This window comes from Plantibacter sp. AC185 (assembly GCF_979258065.1).
In genome coordinates this window covers 3,063,416-3,081,801 of record NZ_OZ409831.1, presented here as the reverse complement: position 1 = coordinate 3,081,801, position 18,386 = coordinate 3,063,416, and the positions used below count along the sequence as shown (strand labels likewise).

Genomic DNA, 18,386 nt, shown 5'->3' with positions numbered 1-18,386 from the left:
CGTTTTCGCGACACCTCCGGACGACCGATCGGCGTCGACCTCGCTCCACAGCCCCTGGGGAGCAGGGTCGTCTCGACGACTCCCAGGTGACCGCCCAGCATCCGTTTCACGACGTTCGCTAGGCTGATCCGGCTGCAGGCGAACCGGTCGCGGGCCGCCTGTCCGGAGCCCGATCCACCCTGCGTACACCCCCGATGCAGGCCCCGTAGCCGCCGACGGAAGAGAGCCATGCCAGACCACTCCCGAGCCCCGCTGCCGTTCCAGGTCGACCTCCGCGGAGTCGTCGACCTCCTCAGCCGCCACATCTACTCGGGACCGCGCGTCTACCTCCGCGAGCTCCTGCAGAACGGACGCGACGCCGTCGCAGCCCGTCGCGCCGAAGACCCGACGGCTCCTCCCGGCAAGCTCCTCATCACCCCGCACGTGCCACCGTCCGGCTCGGAGGCGGGTTCGCCGTTCCGATTCCGCGACGACGGTGTCGGGCTCACCCGAGACGAAGCCGCCGAGCTGCTGGCGACGGTCGGCCGCAGCTCCAAGCGCGGCGACCTCGACGAACTCCAGCGCGGCGACTACCTCGGCCGGTTCGGCATCGGGCTGCTGAGCTGCTTCATGGTCGCCGACACCATCACCGTCCGCAGCCGATCCGCTCGTGGCGGTCCGGCCATCGAGTGGATCGGCGACGCCGACGGCACGTTCACGATCCGAGAACTCGACGACGCCACGACCGCCGCCATGCCGATCGGCTCGGAGGTCGTACTCGACCCGCGCATCGACGGCCCACTGCACGACGGCAGTCTGCTCGGGCACGGCACGGTGCTCGGCCTCGCCACCACCTTCGGACGGTTCCTCGACCTCGACGTCGAGGTGGTCGATCCCTCCGCACCCGACCACCCGGTGCGCATCAACGTCGACCCGGTGTTCCGGACGGCTGAGGCGACCACTCGCGAGGCACTCCTGGCGTTCGGGGAGGACCTCCTCGGGACGCGCCCGTTCGACGCCGTCGAGATCGTGGTGCCAGGCACCGGCACCCGCGGCACCGCCTTCGTCCTCCCCTCGCCGCCTCCGCCGGGCGCCCGGCAGGCGAGCCGGGTCTACCTCGGCGGCATGCTGCTGAGCGAACAGATCGACGACCTGCTGCCCGAGTGGGCGTTCTTCGTCCGCTGCATCGTCGACACGACGGGGCTCCGTCCGACGGCGTCGCGCGAGCAGCTCGTGCAGGACGACGCATTGGAGTTCACCCGCGAGGCCATCGGAGCAACCCTGCGACGGTGGATCCTCGACCTCGCCCGCCAGCGGCCGCACCGACTCCAGGAGTTCATCGGCGTCCACCAGCTCGGCATCAAGGCGATCGCCGCTCACGACGACGACCTCGCGAGCGCCGTCGTCCGGTGGCTCCCGATCGAGACCTCCGCCGGCACGATGACCATCGACGAACATCTGTCGCAGACCGGCATCATCCGGTACACGGCATCCCGCGACGAGTTCCGTCAGATCGCCGCGGTCGTCGATCCGGCCTCACCGATCGTCAACGGCGGGTACGTGTACGACCAGGAGATCCTGGAGCGACTGCCCCAGTTGATCGACGGCGTTCGGGTCGAACGGGTGACGGTCGCCGACGAGCTCGACAACCTCGAGCCGCCGCACCTGGACGACCTCGCCGCGACGACGGCGCTCGAGGACCGCGCCAGCCGCGTGCTCGCCGAGGTCGAGTGCCGGGTCTCGGTGCGCCGGTACCGGCCGGACGACCTCGCCGCGCTGTACGTCGCCGACCCGTCCGTGCTCCGACGGCTCGAGCGGCACCGGGCCGCCTCGGTCGCGCCGGGTATCTGGTCGCAGGTCGTCGGGGCCGTCGACTCCTTCCTCGCCGACGCCGGCCCGGGAGGCATTGAGGCCGACACCGCAGCCCGGCTCTGCCTCAACTGGAACGCGGCGCTCGTCCGCCGCTTGGCGACCCTCGACGACGACCTCGTGTTCGAGCGCAGCATCCAACTGCTCTACGTCCAGGCGCTCCTCGCCGGGCACCGCCCCCTCGAAGCACGCGACCGCCGCATGCTCGACGCAGCCATGACCGACCTGATCGGCCTCAGTGTCGGTCTCGACGACAAGGAACTCCGATGACCGACACCACCGCCACCCCTGTGAACGACATCGACCCCGACGCGAGCGTCCAGGACCTCCTCGAGGAGGCCGACACCCTGCCGTGTGGTCCCGCCGAGCGCGCCCTGCTCGACGAGGCACTCCGGCGAGCTGAGGCCGCCGGCGACGAGGAGGCCGCGTACGCGACCCGCATGCGGTTGACCCAGTCGGCGCACATGACGGGCGACACCGACGCCATGTTCAGCTCCTTCGGCTGGTGCGTCGGCAAGCACGACGCAGACCCGGAGCGCTTCCCGATCACGGTCGACGGCTGCGACCTGCTGTTCCAGTACAAGTGGATGGCCGGCCGGTTGTCGACGAACCCGACCTTCTCGCTCGCGCAGATCGAGGCCATGCACGAGGACATGCGCGCGAGGTACGCGGCAGCGGGCGCCACGATGAGCGGCGTGGTGCAGTCGCAGTTCCACATCGCGACGGTGACCGGTCGCCTCGACGAGGCCGCCGCGTTCCTGGAACACCGCTCGACCATCGAGGACGACCGCTACAGCCACTGCGAAGCGTGCGTGCGCAATGAGGACGCCTGGTTCCACCAGCTCCGCGGGCACGACGACGACGCGATCCGGATCTACGACGAGATGTTCGAGAACCGCATGAGCTGTGGCGAGGAGCCGGAGACGAGCGAGGCACAGGCGCTCCTCCCCTACCTCCGCACCGGCCGGTTCGACGATGCCAAGGCGGCGCACCAGCGCAGCTACCGGGTCGCCCGTTCCAACGCCGACGGATTCAGTATCATCGCCGACCACCTCGTGTTCTGCGCCGTCACGGGCAACGAGGCGCGCGGCCTGGCGATGCTCGAGCGCCACCTGCCGACCCTCGTCAACGACCCCATCAACCTGTCCGGGCACGCCGACGGGCTCATCGCGGTCGGCGTCCTGCTGGATGCCGTCGCCCGAGCCGGTCACGGCGATCTGCCCGTCCGCGGTGCCGACGCCCCGGACCTCGCCCGGTACCTCGGCACCGAGTCGACCGACGCCGCCGACTGGACCGTCACCGCGGTCGCGGCGCGCGCCTGGGCAGCCGCCGAGCACCTGACCCGTGCCTTCGACGAACGCAACGGCAACGGCTTCCGCACTGAGCGACTCGAGGCCGCGCGGGCACTCGCGACGGAGCACTGGGACCTCCCACTGTCGGTCGAGGGGTTCGCAGCCCCGGTCGCCGAGCCGGAACCGGCGACCACGGCCGCCGAGTGGCGTGAACGGACCTCCGCACTCCTGCAGAGCGCCGACCCACGCGGTGCGATCGTCGCCGCCGAGCAGGGCCTCGCGCTCCTCGCGGACGACGCGGATCCCGACGAGAACCTCCGCGCCGGGCTCCTCGGCGCGATCGCGCAGGCAGCGGTCATCGAGGGTGACGACGACCGTGCGGGGGTGGCCTGGGCCGACCGCGACACGGCGCTCCGTGCAGCAGGACGCATCGCGGTCGCCGACGTCGAGGCCCGCTTCGGCGTGGCCCTGCTCGGCACGGCGACCGAGGACCGGCTCACCCTCCTGCTCGCCGAGCTCGACGACGCCCGTCTCGTCCCCGTCGACGCGGACCGGCTCATCCACACGCTCGTCGTCACCGCACGCCATGCGTTCGAGCTGGCGGGAGCGCAGACCGAGCAGGAGTCCGCGGAACGGTTCATGGGGATCGCCGACCGGCTCGCCGGTGAGGCCGTGCTCGCCGCCGCGATCGACGACCCGGGCGAGGCAGGCCCGCCGGCCCGTCTCCTGCACGCGCACCTCTTCGCCGTGACCGGCCGGATCGAGGAGGCGGCAGAGCTTCTCGACCCGCTCCTCGAGCCCGGGCAGCGGGCGTCGGTCCGACTCCCGGCACTGACGCTCCGCACCCGCATGCTCGGCGGGGCCGGGGCCTTCGCCGAGGGGGTCGCGCTCGCCGACGAACTCGTCGCCCTCCAGACCGTCCTCGGCAACCGACTCGGCATCATCCAGGCGTGCTCCCTCTCGGCAGCCCTCCTGAGCGACGCCGACCGTGATCGCGAGGCCGCGGCCCGCATGCAGCTCGCGATCACCCACGCGAAGCGGGCGGAGTACGCCGACCTCGACTCGCTCACGCTCCAACTCGCGCGGTACCTCCAGTTCGCGGGCGATGCCGCCACGGCGCTCGAGCACTACGACGAGGTCTACCAGGCGAAGCGCGAGCACGCCGCGCCGGGCGAGCTCGCGGACCTGCTCGCCAACATGGGCGAGGCCGCGCGCATGATCGGCGAACACGGCATGGCGTACGGCGTGTGGCGCGCTGCGCTCGACGACGCCGCATCGGTCGGGAACGACCAGGTGGTCATCCGCACCGGCTTCGGGTTGAGCACGCTCCTCGTCCAGTTCGAGGACGACGACGCGATCGAGGTCATCGACCAGGCACTCGCCGCCGCTCGTCGTCTGGGCGACCCGCAGCTCCTCGTCCAGGCACTCCAGCGTGCGGCGAGCGCACGGGCGGCCTTCGGCGACGACACCGGGCTGCCGCTCTACTCGGAGGCTCGCGACATCGCCTCGGCGCACGAGGCGGCGTGGCTCGTGGCCGACATCACCGATTCGGAGGCCCGCTCGCTCGGTGCACTCGGACGCGCCGACGACGCGACGGCGACCGCTCGGCTCGCCGCCGCGGGGTTCGTGGCCGCCGGCGACGAGAACGGCGCGGCGGTGGCCGAGGTGTTCGCGGCGAGGTCCCGGGTCGCCGTCGACGACCACGCCGGTTCCGTCGACCTGTTCCGTTCGGCTCGCGGACGCCTCCCTGCCGGCTCGCCCGACTGGACGACGGTCACGGCCGAGCTCGCGGACGCGCACGAGCGCTTGGAGCAGCACACCGATGCGGCACTGCTCCGGGCCGAGATCGAGGAGTGATCGGGACCGTCCTCAGCGCGCCCACGGCACCGCGAGGACGGTCTTCGGACCGCGCCTAGGGCAGTCGCGCGAAGGCACGGACGGGGAAGGTCGCGAAGTCCTCGACGAGTGGCGGCGCCGCGGTGAAGGCGGCGCCGCTCGCGGGGAGCTGCTCGAGGCCGGTGAGGTGCTCGACCACCTGGATCCCGGCTTCGAGGAGCAGCGAGTGGGCCGGACGCGCGCCACCGGATCCCGGCTCGGTGTCGTCGATGTTGATGGAGTCGATGCCGACCAGCACCACGCCCTGCTCGACGAGGTACCGCACCCCGTCCTCGGCGAGGTAGGGAGCGTCCTTCGTGTAGGCCTCGGTCGCGAAGTGGCGGTCCCAACCGGTGTGCAGGAGGACGGCGGTCCCGCGCAGCTCGCGCTCGAGGAAGACGTTCGCGCCGATGCCGCGTTCGGTGGAGTCCTGGAGGTGGAACACCTCGGCCGGGAGGTCGACGAGCTGCTCGAGCGTCAGGCTCGCGAGGTCGCCGCCGCCGGCGTAGCGGTGGTACGGGCTGTCGAGGTAGGTGCCGGTGTTGCCCACCATCTCGATGATGTCCATCGCGAACTCGGTGCCCTCGGCGTACTTCGGGCGCGAGTCCTCACGCGTGAGGAACGGACGGATCACCGGCTCCGGCAGCCCCGGGTAGGTACGGAGGCCGGCACGGATCGGGTGGCTGAGTTCGACGAGCGCGCCCTCCGGACGGGGGCGCACGGCGTCCGCCTGCGCTGCGGTGTCCGGGATCTCGAGCCCGGCTGCCGCTGCCGCCGCCAGGATCCCGCGGGAGCCCTTGTGCTGCTCGCGCACGATCTCGAGCTTGGTGATGCGGATCTCGCCGACCATCGCGAGACCGAGGTGCGTGACGAGCAGCCGACCGACCTCCTGCTGCTGCGCCTTCCCCTTCGCCTGCGCGATGGCGGGCGGCAGGTCGAGACGGAAGTCCTCGACGGCGAGACCGCCGCCGTTCAGGAAGCTGACGGTGGCATCGAGGACGGCGCGTTGTTCGGTCATACCCTCATTCTGACGGGTGCCGCGAACCCTGCCGAGGGATTCCCGGCCATGGGCCACCGATATCCGGCCATGACCGTGGGGTTCCGTCGATTGGACGGCTGAGCGCACTCCACAAGCAGCCCTCATGAGGCTTTTGTACACAGGGCTTGCATATCACATACCTCATGCCTATCCTCGATATGCAAGGACGGCTGACGAACCCGTCCGCGGACGAGGAGAGCCCCCATGAAGCACCAACGAACCCTGTCGATCGCCGCTGCAGCCGCCACGCTGGCCGTGCTCTCCGCGTGCACGGGCGACGCCGGGGGCGAGCGCGTCGGTCGCTGCGCGATCGCAGACGAGTTCGCCGCTGGCACGCCGGTCGACGCGACGCCGTCCGGTGAGATCACCTTCCAGACCACCGCGCTGAAGGCCTCGTTCTCCGAGTACTTCACCGAACTCATCGAGGAGTTCGAGGCCACCTACCCCGGCACGACCGTCACCTGGGAGGACGACCCTGGCGACGGCAGCTTCGCCACCCGGCTCGTCGCGGACGCGCAGGCGTGCTCGCTGGCAGACGTCGTGAACATGCCGCTCGCCACCGCCGGCGGGCTCCGCGAACAGGGCTTCCTCGCCGACCTCGACGCCGCGTCACCGGGCATCGGCGACGACTTCATCCCGAGCCTGTGGGACAGCCTGGTCCTCCCGGGCGACGACCACCACTACGTGCTCCCCTGGTACTGGGGCCTCATCGGCCTCCAGACGTACAACACCGAGCTCATGCAGCGCGCCGGACTCGACCCGGAGCAGCCGCCGACCACCTTCGAGGAACTCTTCGACGCGGCCGATCAGGTCGCCGAACGGTCGAACGGCGAGTTCAGTGCCTTCTCCGCGAGTCTCGGTCTGCGACTCCCGCTCGAGTGGCAGCTGCAGGAGGCCGAGGTCATCGCCGACGACGGTTCGGCGTTCGTCTTCGCCGACGATCCGGCCGTGCAGGAGTGGACCGAGCGCATGACGCGACTCGCGCTGGCCGGCGGCATCCCGAAGGACTCGATCGCGTCCGACGACGAGCCCACCGCCCTGTTCACCCAGGGCGCGACCGTCTGGGGCTCACCGAACGCCTCCTCGCTCCGGTACGTGCAGGAGGGCAACCCGGGCGTCTACGAGCACGTGGGCGTCTCGTCCCTCCTCGACCGCCGCGGCACGGCGATCGCCGAAGTGCAGACCATCGGTGTCCCGAGCACGAGCACCAACCCGGCCACCGCCATCGCCTTCGCGCGATTCCTCCTCGACGCCGAGCAGCAGAACCGCTTCATCAGCGACCCACGCATCCAGAACTTCCCGAGCACCACCGAGTCGCTCGGCATCCCGAAGCTCACGGACATCACCGGTACCGCCCCCATCGACGAGGCGAACCGTCTCGCCGTCGACCTCGCCGACGAAGCGGAGATCGTCACCATCGTGCAGTGGAGCGACGCAGTGGCGAACGCGGTCAACGCCGAGCTCCAGCTGGCGCTCACCGGGAAGAAGGCGCCGCGTGAGGCACTCCAGGCCGCGCAGGACGCGGCCAACCGGGTCATCGGAGCAGACGCTCGATGACGACCGCGATCCACCTCAACGGGGCGGCGCGTTATCGACCGCCCTGGGTGCCGTTGCTGTGGTGCGCACCCGCGCTGCTCATGATCACGATCTGGAGCGTCGGGCCCTTCGTCGGGACCATCGCGCTGTCGTTCACCGACACGTCCCCGCTCGGCATGGGTGGAGCGTTCGTCGGCCTCGACAACTACCGCTCGATCCTGCAGGACCCCGCGTTCTGGTCCGCGACCGGCAACAGCGTCCTGTACGCGATCATCGCCGTCCCGTTGCTGGTCGTCCTCCCGCTACTGCTCGCGCAGCTCGTCCACACCCGGCTCCCCGGGATGGGGTTCTTCCGCTCCGCCTACGCGGCTCCGATCGTGGCGTCCGTCGTCGCGGTCGGACTGGTCTGGCAGAACCTCCTCGGTGAACAGGGGCCCGTGAACACGGTGCTCCAGCGGGTCGGTCTCATCCAGCAGGCGGTGCCGTTCCTCTCCGAGGGGTCACTCATCCTGCTCAGCGCCATCGCCCTCACGGTGTGGCGTGGGCTCGGGTGGTACCTGATCTTCTACCTGGCGGCGCTCTCGAACATCCCCCGTGAGCTGTACGAGGCGGCCGAGCTCGACGGCGCCGGCCCGACGCGACGGTTCCTCACCATCACGGTGCCGGGCACCCGCCTCACGATGCTCCTCGTCGGGCTCCTCGCCGGCATCGGGTCGCTCCGCGTGTTCAGCGAGGTCTACCTGCTCGGCGGCGCCACCGGTGGTCCGGGAGGCGAGGCACGGACACTCCCGTTCTTCATCCGCGACGCAGCGCTCGACCCGATCACCGGCAACGCGGGCTACGGTGCAGCCGCGAGCGTGGCGCTCTTCGCGCTCACCGCCGTGTTCGCCGTGCTGGCTCAGCGCTTCGGCGGGGAGCGGGACGCATGAGCGCGCACATCGAGCAGCCGCCCGCGCGGCCGCTCCTGCGGCGTCGGCGTCGGCGCTGGCGCTGGTCGAGGACGACACCGGTGCGGTACGCGCTCCTGCTCGTCGTGCTCCTCATCTCCGTCGGCCCGTTGCTGTGGCAGTTCCTGTCGTCGCTCAAGGGCTCCGGTGAGGCACTCTTCGGGCGCGATGCCACCCTGTTCCCCCAGTCGCCGACGCTCGACGCCTACGTCACGATCTTCCGGCAGATCCCCATGGACGCCTACCTGACGAACAGCGCGATCGTCTGCGCACTCACCATCGCCTCCCAGGTGGTATTGCCGACCGCCGCCGGGTACATGCTCTCCCGACGCGGCTGGCGCGGGCGGCGGGTCACCTTCACCGTGCTGATCGTGTCGATGGTCGTGCCCTTCGAGTCGATCATGGTGTCGCTCTTCCTCATGACCCAGGAGCTCGGCCTGCTCGACACCCTCGTCGGCGCATGGCTCCCCGGTGCCGTCTCCGCGATGAACGTCCTCATCATGCGGGCCGCGTTCACGGCGGTGCCCGACGAGATCGAGGACGCCGCGTTCCTCGACGGAGCCTCGGAGTGGCAGCGGTTCACCGCCCTGTTCCTGCCGTCGTCCATCGGCGCGATGCTCGTCGTCGTCGTCAACTCGTTCATCACCGCGTGGGACGACTTCCTCTGGCCGCTCCTCGTCCTGCGGAGCGAGTCGTCGTTCACCGTCTCGCTCGGACTCGCACGACTCTCGGCGTCGTCGTTCGGGTTCGACCCCAGGGTCGTGATGGCCGGATCCATCATCGCCGTCGTCCCGGTCCTCGTGGTGTTCATCGTGCTGCAACGATGGTTCCACCGAGGCGTCGCAGCAGGAGGAGTCAAGTGAGTCAGCAGCCGCACCACCACGAGCACCGTCCCGTCCCGACCGAGGGCCAGTTGCGTTGGCAACAGCACGGGTTCGGCGTGTTCTTCCACTTCGGGGTCAACACCTTCGCCGGCAAGGAATGGAGCGACGGCACGCTGCCCGCCTCGAGCTTCGATCCGAGCGACCTCGATGTGCGGCAGTGGGTGCGCGTGGCGGCCTCGATCGGCGCCGGATACGTCATCCTCACCGCGAAGCATCACGACGGGTTCTGTCTCTGGCCGACCTCGACGACCGACTACAGCGTCGCATCCTCACCGTGGCAGGACGGCCACGGCGACGTCGTGGCCGAGCTCGCTGCAGCCTGTCGCGAGGCGGGCCTCGGACTGGGGCTGTACCTCTCGCCGTGGGATCGCCACGCTCCCGAGTACGCCGACGAGGCGCGCTACGCCGAGGTGTACGCCCGGCAGCTCACCGAACTGTGCACGAACTACGGCGAGCTCGTCGAGCTGTGGTTCGACGGCGCCGGGTCCGAGGGGTACACCTACGACTGGCCCGGCATCACCGCCATCATCGAACGACTCCAGCCGCAGGCGATGGTGTTCAACATGGGCGCCCCGACGATCCGCTGGGTGGGTAACGAGAACGGTCTCGCCGAAGACCCGGTGCGGTACGTCGTCGACCACACCGACTTCAGCAACTACACCGTCGTCACCAGCCGGTTCGAGGAGGCCCTGTACCTGCCGCCGGAGTGCGACGTCTCGATCCGCCGCGGCTGGTTCTGGCACCCGGACGACGAGCCGAAGTCGATGGAGCATCTGCTCGCGATCTTCTACCGGTCCGTCGGACTCGGCGCGAACCTGCTCCTCAACCTCCCACCCGACACCCGTGGGCTCCTCCCCGACGCCGATGTGGAACGCGTGACCGCCTGGGCCGCGGAGCGCGACCGACGCTTCGCACAGCCGATCCCGGGAACGCTGACCACCGACGGGTCGACGGCCACCGTCACGTTCGCGGAGCCGGTCACCTTCGATCATCTCCGGCTGCACGAAAACCTCACCGCCGGACAGCTCATCGACCGCCACGAGGTCCGCACACCGGACGGCCGCACGCTCGTCGAAGCCGGTTCCGTCGGCGTCTCGAGGGTGCACGTGTTCGAACCGGTCACGACCGACCGGCTGACGATCGCGCTCGTCCCCGACGTCACCGACGACGCGGGTCGCTCTGCGGAAGCACCGGTGCCGACGCTCCTCGCGGTCACCGCGTTCCACACTGGCTCGAGCACCGTCCCCGAGCTGCCGGTCGGATACGAGGCCCCGACGGACGCCCCCGACTGAGCGGGCCGCGCCTCGACACGGAACTAGGCTGGAGGGCGTGCAGGCGCTTCCCGAACCACTCGACACGAGTGCGCTCACCCGGCCGCTTCCCCGTCACGAGGTTCGAGAGCAGTGGCGAGCCTTCGTCGGGGAGGACCCCGGCGCCCGCGATCGCATCGGGCGAATCCGACGGCTCACCACCACCCTCGGCGCGCTCGGTGGACTGTTCGGCATCTTCTTCTTCGGCCTGGTCGGCCTACTCGCCTACGCTCAAGGCAGCAGGAACGCGGGAGGGATCGCCTTCGGCATGGGCACGCTCGTGGTGGTCATGATCCTCCTCGCCGTGATCCTCGTCCGCATGACGATCAGGGTCTGGTCGCGGAGGACCATGCGACGCACACACCTCCGCCTCGCCACCTTCGCCGAGGCCAACGGGTTCGACTACCGCGTCGGTCCCATCGCCCTCCAGCGCGACATGCCCTGGCGGAGCCGCGGGTCGGTGAACCTCCATCGAGTCCTCCGGAGCCGGGAGCCGCGTGGCATCGAGATCGCCGACTACGAGGTCATGGGCAACCGCAAGAACCTCGCGGCCCCCTTCGGCGGCTACTGCGCGCTCCGGATGCCCGTCGCCCTCCCCCACATCCTGCTCCGCGCCCAGGACGGCCGCCGCCGAGGGATGACTGGCGCCGGCGCCCCGGCCGATACGCAGCAGCTCAGCCTCGAGGGCGGCTTCGACCGACACTTCCACCTCTACTGCCCGGTCGGCTACGAGGCCGATGCCCTCTACCTGTTCACGCCCGACGTGATGGCGCGACTGCTCGACCACGTGCGCGGCTTCGACGTGGAGATCGTCGACGACTGGCTCCTGCTCGTGACCAGCGACGACCTCGTCACGACGAAGGTCGACGATTGGCAGGACATCGCCGCCGCTGTCGACGCCGTGGACGACCGCGTCGAACGCTGGGCCCGGTGGCGGGAGACCCGAGGTGACCGGCGAAGCGCCAAAGCGGACGAGTCGGCCTCGACCGCTGCGGCCGGCCGCGTCAGCACCCGTGGTCGGCGACTCAGGGTCCGGATGAGCGTCGACGACATCCTCATGTGGAGCGCGCTCGGGCTGTTCGTCGTCGGCACGATCATCGGGCTCCGGTAGCGCGCCCGAACGCGCCCGAACCGACCCGGGTCAGTCGCCGTACTCGTCGAGGAAGGTGTCCGACTCGGCATCGAGCGCACATCCCTCGGCGGCGGCCTCGGCCGGGGTGCGGTCGCCGGCGTCGATGATGGTGCTCGCCCGCTCCGCGATGCACCGTTCCATCGCCCGCTCGGCGGCTGCTGGGTCGGCGGCGGTGAACCCGCCGGTCGCTGCGACGATCGCGAGGACCGCTCCGACACCGGCGACGAGGACGGTCCCACCGATCGCGAGCTTCCACCCGAGCCTCGTCGGCTCGGCCGTCCCCTCATCGCCCGGCTCCTGCTGCTCCGTCTGCGTGAACACGTCCGTCATCGGTCGACCCCCGTCGTTCAGCGCGCCACCCCCGGCGCGTCGCCCCAGGCTAGCAAGCGCCGACGTCGCACAGCACGATCGACGACACCACGACGCAAGACGGCCTCCCGCTGGTGGGCAGGAGGCCGTCTCGGTCGGATCGTCCCGGGGCTAGAACCCCTGGGCGAGGCGGTAGTACGCGTTGTTCCAGCGCACCTCGCGCTGGAAGTCGCGCGTGGTGGTCGACTCGTCGATCACGAGGAGCTCGGTCTTGGCGATCTCCGCGAAGTCGGCGAACACCTCGACCCCGACGGCGGTCGACATGACGGTGTGGTGCGCGGCACCGGCGGTCAGCCAGGCAGCGGCCGAGGTCGCGAAGTCCGGAGCCGGCTTCCATACGGCGCGCCCGACGGGCAGCTTCGGCAGGGCCTCGATGGGCTGGACGACCTCGACGACGTTCGCCGTCAGCCGGAAGCGGTCGCGCATGTCGCTCATCGCGACGACGACGGCGGGGCCGGAGTCGGCCGTGAAGACGAGGCGCACCGGGTCCTCCTTGCCGCCGATGCCGAGCGGGTGCACCTCGAGGGTGGCACGAGCCGAGGAGAGCGTCGGGCTGACCTCGAGCATGTGCGCACCGAGGATGAGCTCGTTGCCGGGCTCCATGTGGTACGTGTAGTCCTCCATGAGCGAGGCGCCGCCGGGGAGGCCGGCACCCATGACGGACGCGGCGCGCACGAGGACGGCGGTCTTCCAGTCGCCCTCCGCACCGAAGCCGTAGCCGTCGGCCATGAGGCGCTGGACGGCGAGGCCCGGCAGCTGACGCAGCTCGCCGAGGTCCTCGAAGCTCGTCGTGAACGCGGCGAAGTCACCGGCCTCGAGGAAGGAGCGCAGGCCCAGCTCGATCGCGGCGCCGTAGCGGAGCGACTCGTGCCGCTCGCCACCCTTCCGCAGCTCGGGGACGACGTCGTACAGCTCCTCGTACTCGGCGACGAGGGCGTCGATGTCAGCGTCCGTCGACGCGTGCACGGCCTCGGCCAGCTCGTTGACGCTCCACGTGTTGACCTGCACACCGAAGCGCAGCTCGGCCTCGGTCTTGTCGCCCTCGGTGACGGCGACATAACGCATGTTGTCGCCGAAGCGCGCGAGCTTGAGCTCGTGCGTGGCCGCCCAACCGGCGGCGGCGCGCTGCCAGGTGCCGACCTCACGCTGGACGCGCGGGTCGGAGACGTGGCCGACGACCGTCTTGCGGGCGACGCCCAGACGCGTCTGGATGTACCCGAACTCGCGGTCGCCGTGCGCGGCCTGGTTGAGGTTCATGAAGTCGAAGTCGATCTCCGACCACGGCAGCTCGACGTTCGCCTGCGTGTGGAGGTGAAGCAGCGGCTTCTGCAGCGCGTCGAGGCCGGCGATCCACATCTTGGCCGGGCTGAAGGTGTGCATCCAGGTGACGAGACCGATGACGCTGTCGTCGGCGTTCGCGTCGAGCATGGCGCGACGGATCGACTCGGAGTCCTTGAGGACGGGCTTCCACTCGATCCGCACGGGGACGTCGGCGGCGGCGCCGAGCTCGGCGGCGATGGCCTGGGACTGCTCGGCGACCTGACGGAGGGTCTCCTCGCCGTAGAGGTTCTGGCTGCCGGTGAGGAACCAGACGGTGTAGTGGTCGAGCGTGGTGGTGGGCTTCGGCATTGGTGGGTTCTTTCTTGAGGTCGTTTCGATCCCTGAGCCTGTCGAAGGGCGGGACCGTGGTGGGGTGGCCCTTCGACAAGCTCAGGGACCGGGAGGGTGTCAGGGACCGGGATCGGACCGGAGGTCGTTCTGGCTAGAGCGCGCCCTGCGGCGCCTGGCCGTAGACGTTCTGGTAGCGGTCGAACAGGGCGTCGATCGCCTCGGTCGGCATGGGCTTCGGCTCGCCGAGCTGACGCGAGATGTGCACGGTGCGGGCGACGTCCTCGACCATGACCGCGGCCTTCACGGCGTCGCGGGCGTCCTTCCCGATCGTGAACGGACCGTGGTTCTGCATGAGCACCGCGCGCGACCGGTGACCGGTGAGCGTCTCGACGATGCCGCGTCCGATCGAGTCGTCGCCGATGATCGAGAACGGACCGATCGGGACCTCCCCGCCGAACTCGTCGGCCATCGCCGTGATGACGCACGGGATGGGCTCGGCGCGTGCCGCCCAGGCCACCGCGTAGGTGGAGTGGGTGTGCACGACGCCGCCGACCTCGGGCATATGCCGGTAGACGTATGCGTGTGCCGCGGTGTCGCTCGACGGCGACCGCTCAGCACCGGGCGTGCCCGGGATGACGTTGCCGTCGAGGTCGCAGAGGATCATGTTCTCGGGCGCGAGGTCGTCGTAGTCGACGCCGGAGGGCTTGATGACGAAGAGGTCGGCTCCCGGCACCCGCCCGGAGACGTTGCCGCCGGTCCAGATGACGAGCCCGTACCGGACGAGCTCCCCGTGCAGCTTGGCGACGTCGGACCGGACGCGCGCGATCGCGACCTCGATCTCGGGTGAGTAGGTGTTCACGCGGTTGCTCCTTCGAGGGCGGTGGTCTCCGTGTCGGTCGGCAGGCTGTCGACGCCGCCACCGAGGGCGGCTCGGCGGATGCGCTTCAGGCGCTTCATGACGTCGTTGGCACCACGACCGAAGTAGTCGTGCAGCGTCGCGTACTCCGAGTAGAGCAGGTCGTACGCGTCGGCCGCGGCCTCGTTCGGCGTGTAGACGGCGCGGTTCACCTTGCCCATGGCGGCGCTGGCGGCCGGGACGTCCGGGTAGGCCCCGGCGGCGACGGCCGCGTGGATGGCCGAGCCGAGCGCGGGCCCCTGGTCGCTCGCCGTGATGGAGATCGGCAGGCGGAGGATGTCGGAGTACGTCTGCATGAGGAAGGGGTTCCGCTGCAGACCGCCGGCGACGATGAACTCGGTGACGGGGACGCCCGAGGCGTTGAACGTCTCGACGATCTTCCGGGTGCCGAACGCGGTCGCCTCGAACAATGCGCGGTAGACCTCCTCGGTGCGGGTCGTGAGCGTCAGGCCGAGGACGGTGCCGGAGAGCTCGTGGTCGACGAGGACCGAGCGGTTGCCCGAGTGCCAGTCGAGGGCGACGAGCCCGTGCGCGCCGACGGGCTGGTCCTGGATGAGCGAGGTGAGGTACTCGTGGATGCTGACACCACGCGCCGCAGCCTCCTCGGTGTACCGGGCGGGGACCTGGTTCGCGACGTACCAGGCGAAGATGTCGCCGACGCCGGACTGCCCGGCCTCGTAGCCGTAGAGGCCGGCGATGATGCCGCCGTCGACGACGCCGCACATGCCCGGGACCTCGCGGAGGACGTCGCCGTTCATGACGTGGCAGGTGGAGGTGCCCATGATCGCGACCATCTGGCCGGGCGAGACGGCCTGCGCCGCGGGTGCCGCGACGTGCGCGTCGACATTCCCGACGGCGACCGCGATGCCCTCGCGGAGACCGGTCCACGCAGCGGCTTCGGCCGACAGGGTGCCGGCGGCGGCGCCCAGCTCGCCGATCTCGTGCGCGACCTTGTCGTCGGCGAACCGCTCGAACGCGGGGTTGAGCGCGGCGAGGAACTCGTGGCTCGGGTAGGCGCCGTCCTGGTAGATGCCCTTGTAGCCGGCGGTGCAGGCGTTGCGGACGTAGGTGCCGGTCAGCTGCCAGATGATCCAGTCTGCCGCCTCGACCCAGTGGTCCATGCGCTCGTACAGTTCGGGGTCCTCCTCGAGGAGCTGGAGGCCCTTGGCGAACTCCCACTCGCTCGAGATGAGGCCGCCGTAGCGCGGCAGCCAGGACTCGCCCCGCTCGGCGGCGAGCTCGTTGATGCGGTCTGCCTGCGGCTGCGCGGAGTGGTGCTTCCACAGCTTCACGTAGGCGTGCGGGCGGTCGGCGTACTCGGGCAGCTCGTTGAGCGGTGTCCCGTCGGCGATGACGGGGACCATCGTGCAGGCGGTGAAGTCGGTGCCGATGCCGATGACGGCGGCGGGGTCGATCCCGGCGGCCTCGACGGCGCGCGGCACAGCGGACTGCATGACGGCGACGTAGTCGGCCGGCACCTGCAGCGCCCAGTCGGGCGGCAGCGCGGCGCCGGTCGAGGCGAGCTCACGGTCCATGACGGCGTGCGGGTAGTCGAGCACCGCCGACCCGAGTTCGGCACCGTCGGACACTCGCACGACGACGGCTCGGCCGGACAGCGTGCCGAAGTCGACGCCGATCGTATAGGTCTCGGCGTGCGTGGCTGTCGCCTGCTCGGGGGCGCTGGCGGCCGGGTTCTGCTCGGTGTTCACCGGTGGGACTCCTTCGTCGATCTGGTGCTCGGTTGATTCGCGATGCTGTGGTGCAAGCGGGTGGGGGCGGCTGCTCGGCCGGGTGGATCAGGGCTGGGCCGCGCTCCAGTGTACAACGTTGTATATTGCCGTGGCCATGGACAGGACGATGCGATCGCGACTCATGCGAGACCGCCCATCGCCTCGATGACGGCGCGTGCGTCGAGCGGCTCGGAATCCGGCGCGTCAGCAGCGCCGACGGTCCCCACGATCCGGCCCGCGCGGACGGCGACGACCCGGTCGCAGACGGCCGCGAGCGCCGCCGGGTCCTCGCTCGAGACGACGACCGCCCGGCCGGACGCCGCGAGCGAACGGATCAGTGCGCACCGCTCAGCCCGCCGACGTCCGTCCTCGGAGCCGGGGGCGCCCGCCCGACCGAACGGTTCGGCGAGCAGCACGGCGCGCGCCCCCGTGTCCGCGATGATCCGGAGCGACTCGGTGAACTGGTCGGCGTCCGGCCCGCGGTGCACGCCGGGGAGTGCGGCGACCAGGCCGCTCGGCACGGTGGTCGCCCGGTAGTCGCGGCGCGGGTCGGCCACACCGAGCCTGACCATCCTCGTGAGGGCGTCCGGGGAGACGCTCGACGGCACCCCGCCGAGGAAGGAGAGGTCGCAGCGGATCGGGTGCTCCGTCGTGTACAGCACCCCCGCGGCGCGCGCCAGGTCCGTCGTCGAGACGTCGACCACCGCACCGTCGAGCGCTACCGAACCACGGGTCCGTGCGCCGTACGACCGACCGAAGACGCTCAGCAGCACCTCCCCCGCACCGGAGTCCGGCGGACCGAACAGCCCGAGCACCTCCCCCGGCGCACAGGCGAAGGACAGGTCGTCGACGACGATCCGTTCAGGGTCCGCCGGGTGGCTCGCGGTCCAGTGTTCGACGGTGAGGCCGGCAGCCGTCACCGATGACGCGACCACCGCGGCACCGTCCGACGTCGATGATCCGCCGGCAACCGGATGGAACGCGTCGACGCCGCCCAGCCCGGCGGCCAAGGCTTCGAGCACCTCGCGTTCACCGTCCACGGCCGACAGGTCGATCGAGGGCGACGGGACACCCCCGACGGCGAGCACGGTCGCCGTCGATGCGACCCGCGCGAGCCCGGTGACGGCCCCGGTCGCGAGCAGGATGCCGGGTGCAGGGGCAGCGGTTCGAGGAGCTCGGGCCACCTCGACCATCGCCTGCCGCCAGCGCTCGACCTCGTCCGCTCGAAGGGCGGGGCCGCTGTCGTCGATCACGATGAGCGACGCCTCAGCGGCGACCGCCCGGGCCAGCTCCACGAGCCGACGCTCCACGACCGACAGGGCACCGGCGGAGTCCGCGGGTGACCGGTCGAGCCCGACGATACTCAGGGCACGGTGGATCCGCGCGGCATCGCTCTGCCCCACGGACGACCGGTCGCCGGAGGGTCCTCGGAGGAGCCGCATGACCGTCTCCCGCAGGCCCGCCGCACGCTCGGACCCGAGCAGGACGTTCTCACCGATGGTCTGCGACCAGCTGATGGCCTGCCCGGCCGTGACGACGGCCACCCCGGAGGCGCTCGACGCGGCCCGGGACGACAGCCGCGCCGGCCTGCCGTCGACGAGCACCGTCTCGGAGCCGGACGCCCTGGCCGCGCCGCGCGGTCCGGTGGACGTCCCGGACAACCGCGCGATCAGGTGCCGGAGCGTGGAGACCGGGCCGAGCACGGCGTGCACCGTGCCGACGGGCACCTCGAGCAGCGGCGTGCCGTCCCGCAGGATCGCGAGCGCCGGCGGGACCGACGAGGACTCGCGCTCAGCGGTCGCCTCGCCACCACGCACGGAGGCGAGGGCACCGGCCAGGTCGCCGGTGCTCTCGCCTCCGTGGTGGATGTCCATGCGTCGGATCGATCCGGGTTCCG

13 protein-coding genes are annotated in these 18,386 nt (G+C 70.8%); 7 read left to right on the top strand and 6 right to left on the bottom strand.

The genetic code is table 11. From position 1 onward, the window contains the following. Positions 1–228 precede the first annotated feature (228 nt). Both ACZZZB_RS14590 and ACZZZB_RS14585 read left to right on the top strand, forming a co-directional pair. Positions 229–2,118, top strand: coding sequence for an HSP90 family protein (locus ACZZZB_RS14590; RefSeq protein ID WP_463530042.1), 1,890 nt, complete (start codon positions 229–231; stop codon positions 2,116–2,118). After that, positions 2,115–4,997, top strand: a complete 2,883-nt coding sequence (locus ACZZZB_RS14585; RefSeq protein WP_194645187.1) for a hypothetical protein — start codon at positions 2,115–2,117, stop codon at positions 4,995–4,997. Before ACZZZB_RS14590 ends, ACZZZB_RS14585 begins: the two co-directional genes overlap by 4 nt. Before the next feature lie 55 nt (positions 4,998–5,052). Here ACZZZB_RS14585 and ACZZZB_RS14580 read toward each other — a convergent pair whose 3' ends face one another. Continuing rightward, positions 5,053–6,033 (bottom strand): cyclase family protein, encoded by a 981-nt coding sequence (locus ACZZZB_RS14580; protein ID WP_194645186.1) that lies wholly within the window; start codon positions 6,031–6,033, stop codon positions 5,053–5,055. 225 nt (positions 6,034–6,258) lie between these two features. Between ACZZZB_RS14580 and ACZZZB_RS14575 the strand changes: the two genes are divergently transcribed. The 5 genes from ACZZZB_RS14575 to ACZZZB_RS14555 are packed head-to-tail and all read left to right on the top strand — an operon-like array spanning position 6,259 to position 11,842. Then, positions 6,259–7,611: an extracellular solute-binding protein gene (locus ACZZZB_RS14575; protein WP_194645185.1), complete on the top strand. Its 1,353-nt coding sequence runs from the start codon at positions 6,259–6,261 to the stop codon at positions 7,609–7,611. Next, positions 7,608–8,519: a carbohydrate ABC transporter permease gene (locus ACZZZB_RS14570; protein ID WP_124769977.1), complete on the top strand. Its 912-nt coding sequence runs from the start codon at positions 7,608–7,610 to the stop codon at positions 8,517–8,519. The genes ACZZZB_RS14575 and ACZZZB_RS14570 overlap by 4 nt, the downstream gene beginning before the upstream one ends. Then, positions 8,516–9,400 (top strand): carbohydrate ABC transporter permease, encoded by an 885-nt coding sequence (locus ACZZZB_RS14565; RefSeq protein ID WP_191941720.1) that lies wholly within the window; start codon positions 8,516–8,518, stop codon positions 9,398–9,400. The genes ACZZZB_RS14570 and ACZZZB_RS14565 overlap by 4 nt, the downstream gene beginning before the upstream one ends. Then, positions 9,397–10,713 carry an alpha-L-fucosidase gene (locus ACZZZB_RS14560; protein WP_370582680.1) on the top strand — a complete coding sequence of 439 codons (1,317 nt, stop codon included), beginning with the start codon at positions 9,397–9,399 and terminating at the stop codon, positions 10,711–10,713. The genes ACZZZB_RS14565 and ACZZZB_RS14560 overlap by 4 nt, the downstream gene beginning before the upstream one ends. Before the next feature lie 37 nt (positions 10,714–10,750). Then, on the top strand, positions 10,751–11,842 hold the full coding sequence (locus tag ACZZZB_RS14555) for a hypothetical protein (protein ID WP_194645183.1): 1,092 nt from the start codon (positions 10,751–10,753) through the stop codon (positions 11,840–11,842). 30 nt (positions 11,843–11,872) lie between these two features. Here ACZZZB_RS14555 and ACZZZB_RS14550 read toward each other — a convergent pair whose 3' ends face one another. The 5 genes from ACZZZB_RS14550 to ACZZZB_RS14530 form a co-directional block, all read right to left on the bottom strand. Further along, entirely contained in the window at positions 11,873–12,193 is a 321-nt protein-coding gene (locus ACZZZB_RS14550) for a hypothetical protein (RefSeq protein WP_191941723.1), read from the bottom strand. A gap of 150 nt (positions 12,194–12,343) precedes the next feature. Continuing rightward, positions 12,344–13,861, bottom strand: coding sequence for an L-arabinose isomerase (araA, locus tag ACZZZB_RS14545; protein ID WP_056014267.1), 1,518 nt, complete (start codon positions 13,859–13,861; stop codon positions 12,344–12,346). Between the two features lie 133 nt (positions 13,862–13,994). Next, entirely contained in the window at positions 13,995–14,702 is a 708-nt protein-coding gene (locus ACZZZB_RS14540; protein WP_071258853.1) for an L-ribulose-5-phosphate 4-epimerase, read from the bottom strand. Next, a complete protein-coding gene (gene araB / locus ACZZZB_RS14535; protein WP_463530569.1) occupies positions 14,699–16,396 on the bottom strand; it encodes a ribulokinase in 1,698 nt (565 codons plus the stop codon). The genes ACZZZB_RS14540 and araB overlap by 4 nt, the downstream gene beginning before the upstream one ends. A 233-nt stretch (positions 16,397–16,629) precedes the next feature. After that, positions 16,630–18,363 carry a hypothetical protein gene (locus ACZZZB_RS14530; protein WP_463530041.1) on the bottom strand — a complete coding sequence of 578 codons (1,734 nt, stop codon included), beginning with the start codon at positions 18,361–18,363 and terminating at the stop codon, positions 16,630–16,632. Between the last annotated feature and the right edge of the window lie 23 nt (positions 18,364–18,386).

What these genes read in the sequence shown, in the direction of transcription:
- ACZZZB_RS14590 (WP_463530042.1), top strand. Translation starts at nt 229, where the DNA reads ATGCCAGACCACTCCCGAGCCCCGCTGCCGTTCCAGGTCGACCTCCGC.
- ACZZZB_RS14585 (WP_194645187.1), top strand. Translation starts at nt 2,115, where the DNA reads ATGACCGACACCACCGCCACCCCTGTGAACGACATCGACCCCGACGCG.
- ACZZZB_RS14580 (WP_194645186.1), bottom strand. Translation starts at nt 6,033, where the DNA reads ATGACCGAACAACGCGCCGTCCTCGATGCCACCGTCAGCTTCCTGAAC.
- ACZZZB_RS14575 (WP_194645185.1), top strand. Translation starts at nt 6,259, where the DNA reads ATGAAGCACCAACGAACCCTGTCGATCGCCGCTGCAGCCGCCACGCTG.
- ACZZZB_RS14570 (WP_124769977.1), top strand. Translation starts at nt 7,608, where the DNA reads ATGACGACCGCGATCCACCTCAACGGGGCGGCGCGTTATCGACCGCCC.
- ACZZZB_RS14565 (WP_191941720.1), top strand. Translation starts at nt 8,516, where the DNA reads ATGAGCGCGCACATCGAGCAGCCGCCCGCGCGGCCGCTCCTGCGGCGT.
- ACZZZB_RS14550 (WP_191941723.1), bottom strand. Translation starts at nt 12,193, where the DNA reads ATGACGGACGTGTTCACGCAGACGGAGCAGCAGGAGCCGGGCGATGAG.
- araA (WP_056014267.1), bottom strand. Translation starts at nt 13,861, where the DNA reads ATGCCGAAGCCCACCACCACGCTCGACCACTACACCGTCTGGTTCCTC.
- ACZZZB_RS14530 (WP_463530041.1), bottom strand. Translation starts at nt 18,363, where the DNA reads ATGGACATCCACCACGGAGGCGAGAGCACCGGCGACCTGGCCGGTGCC.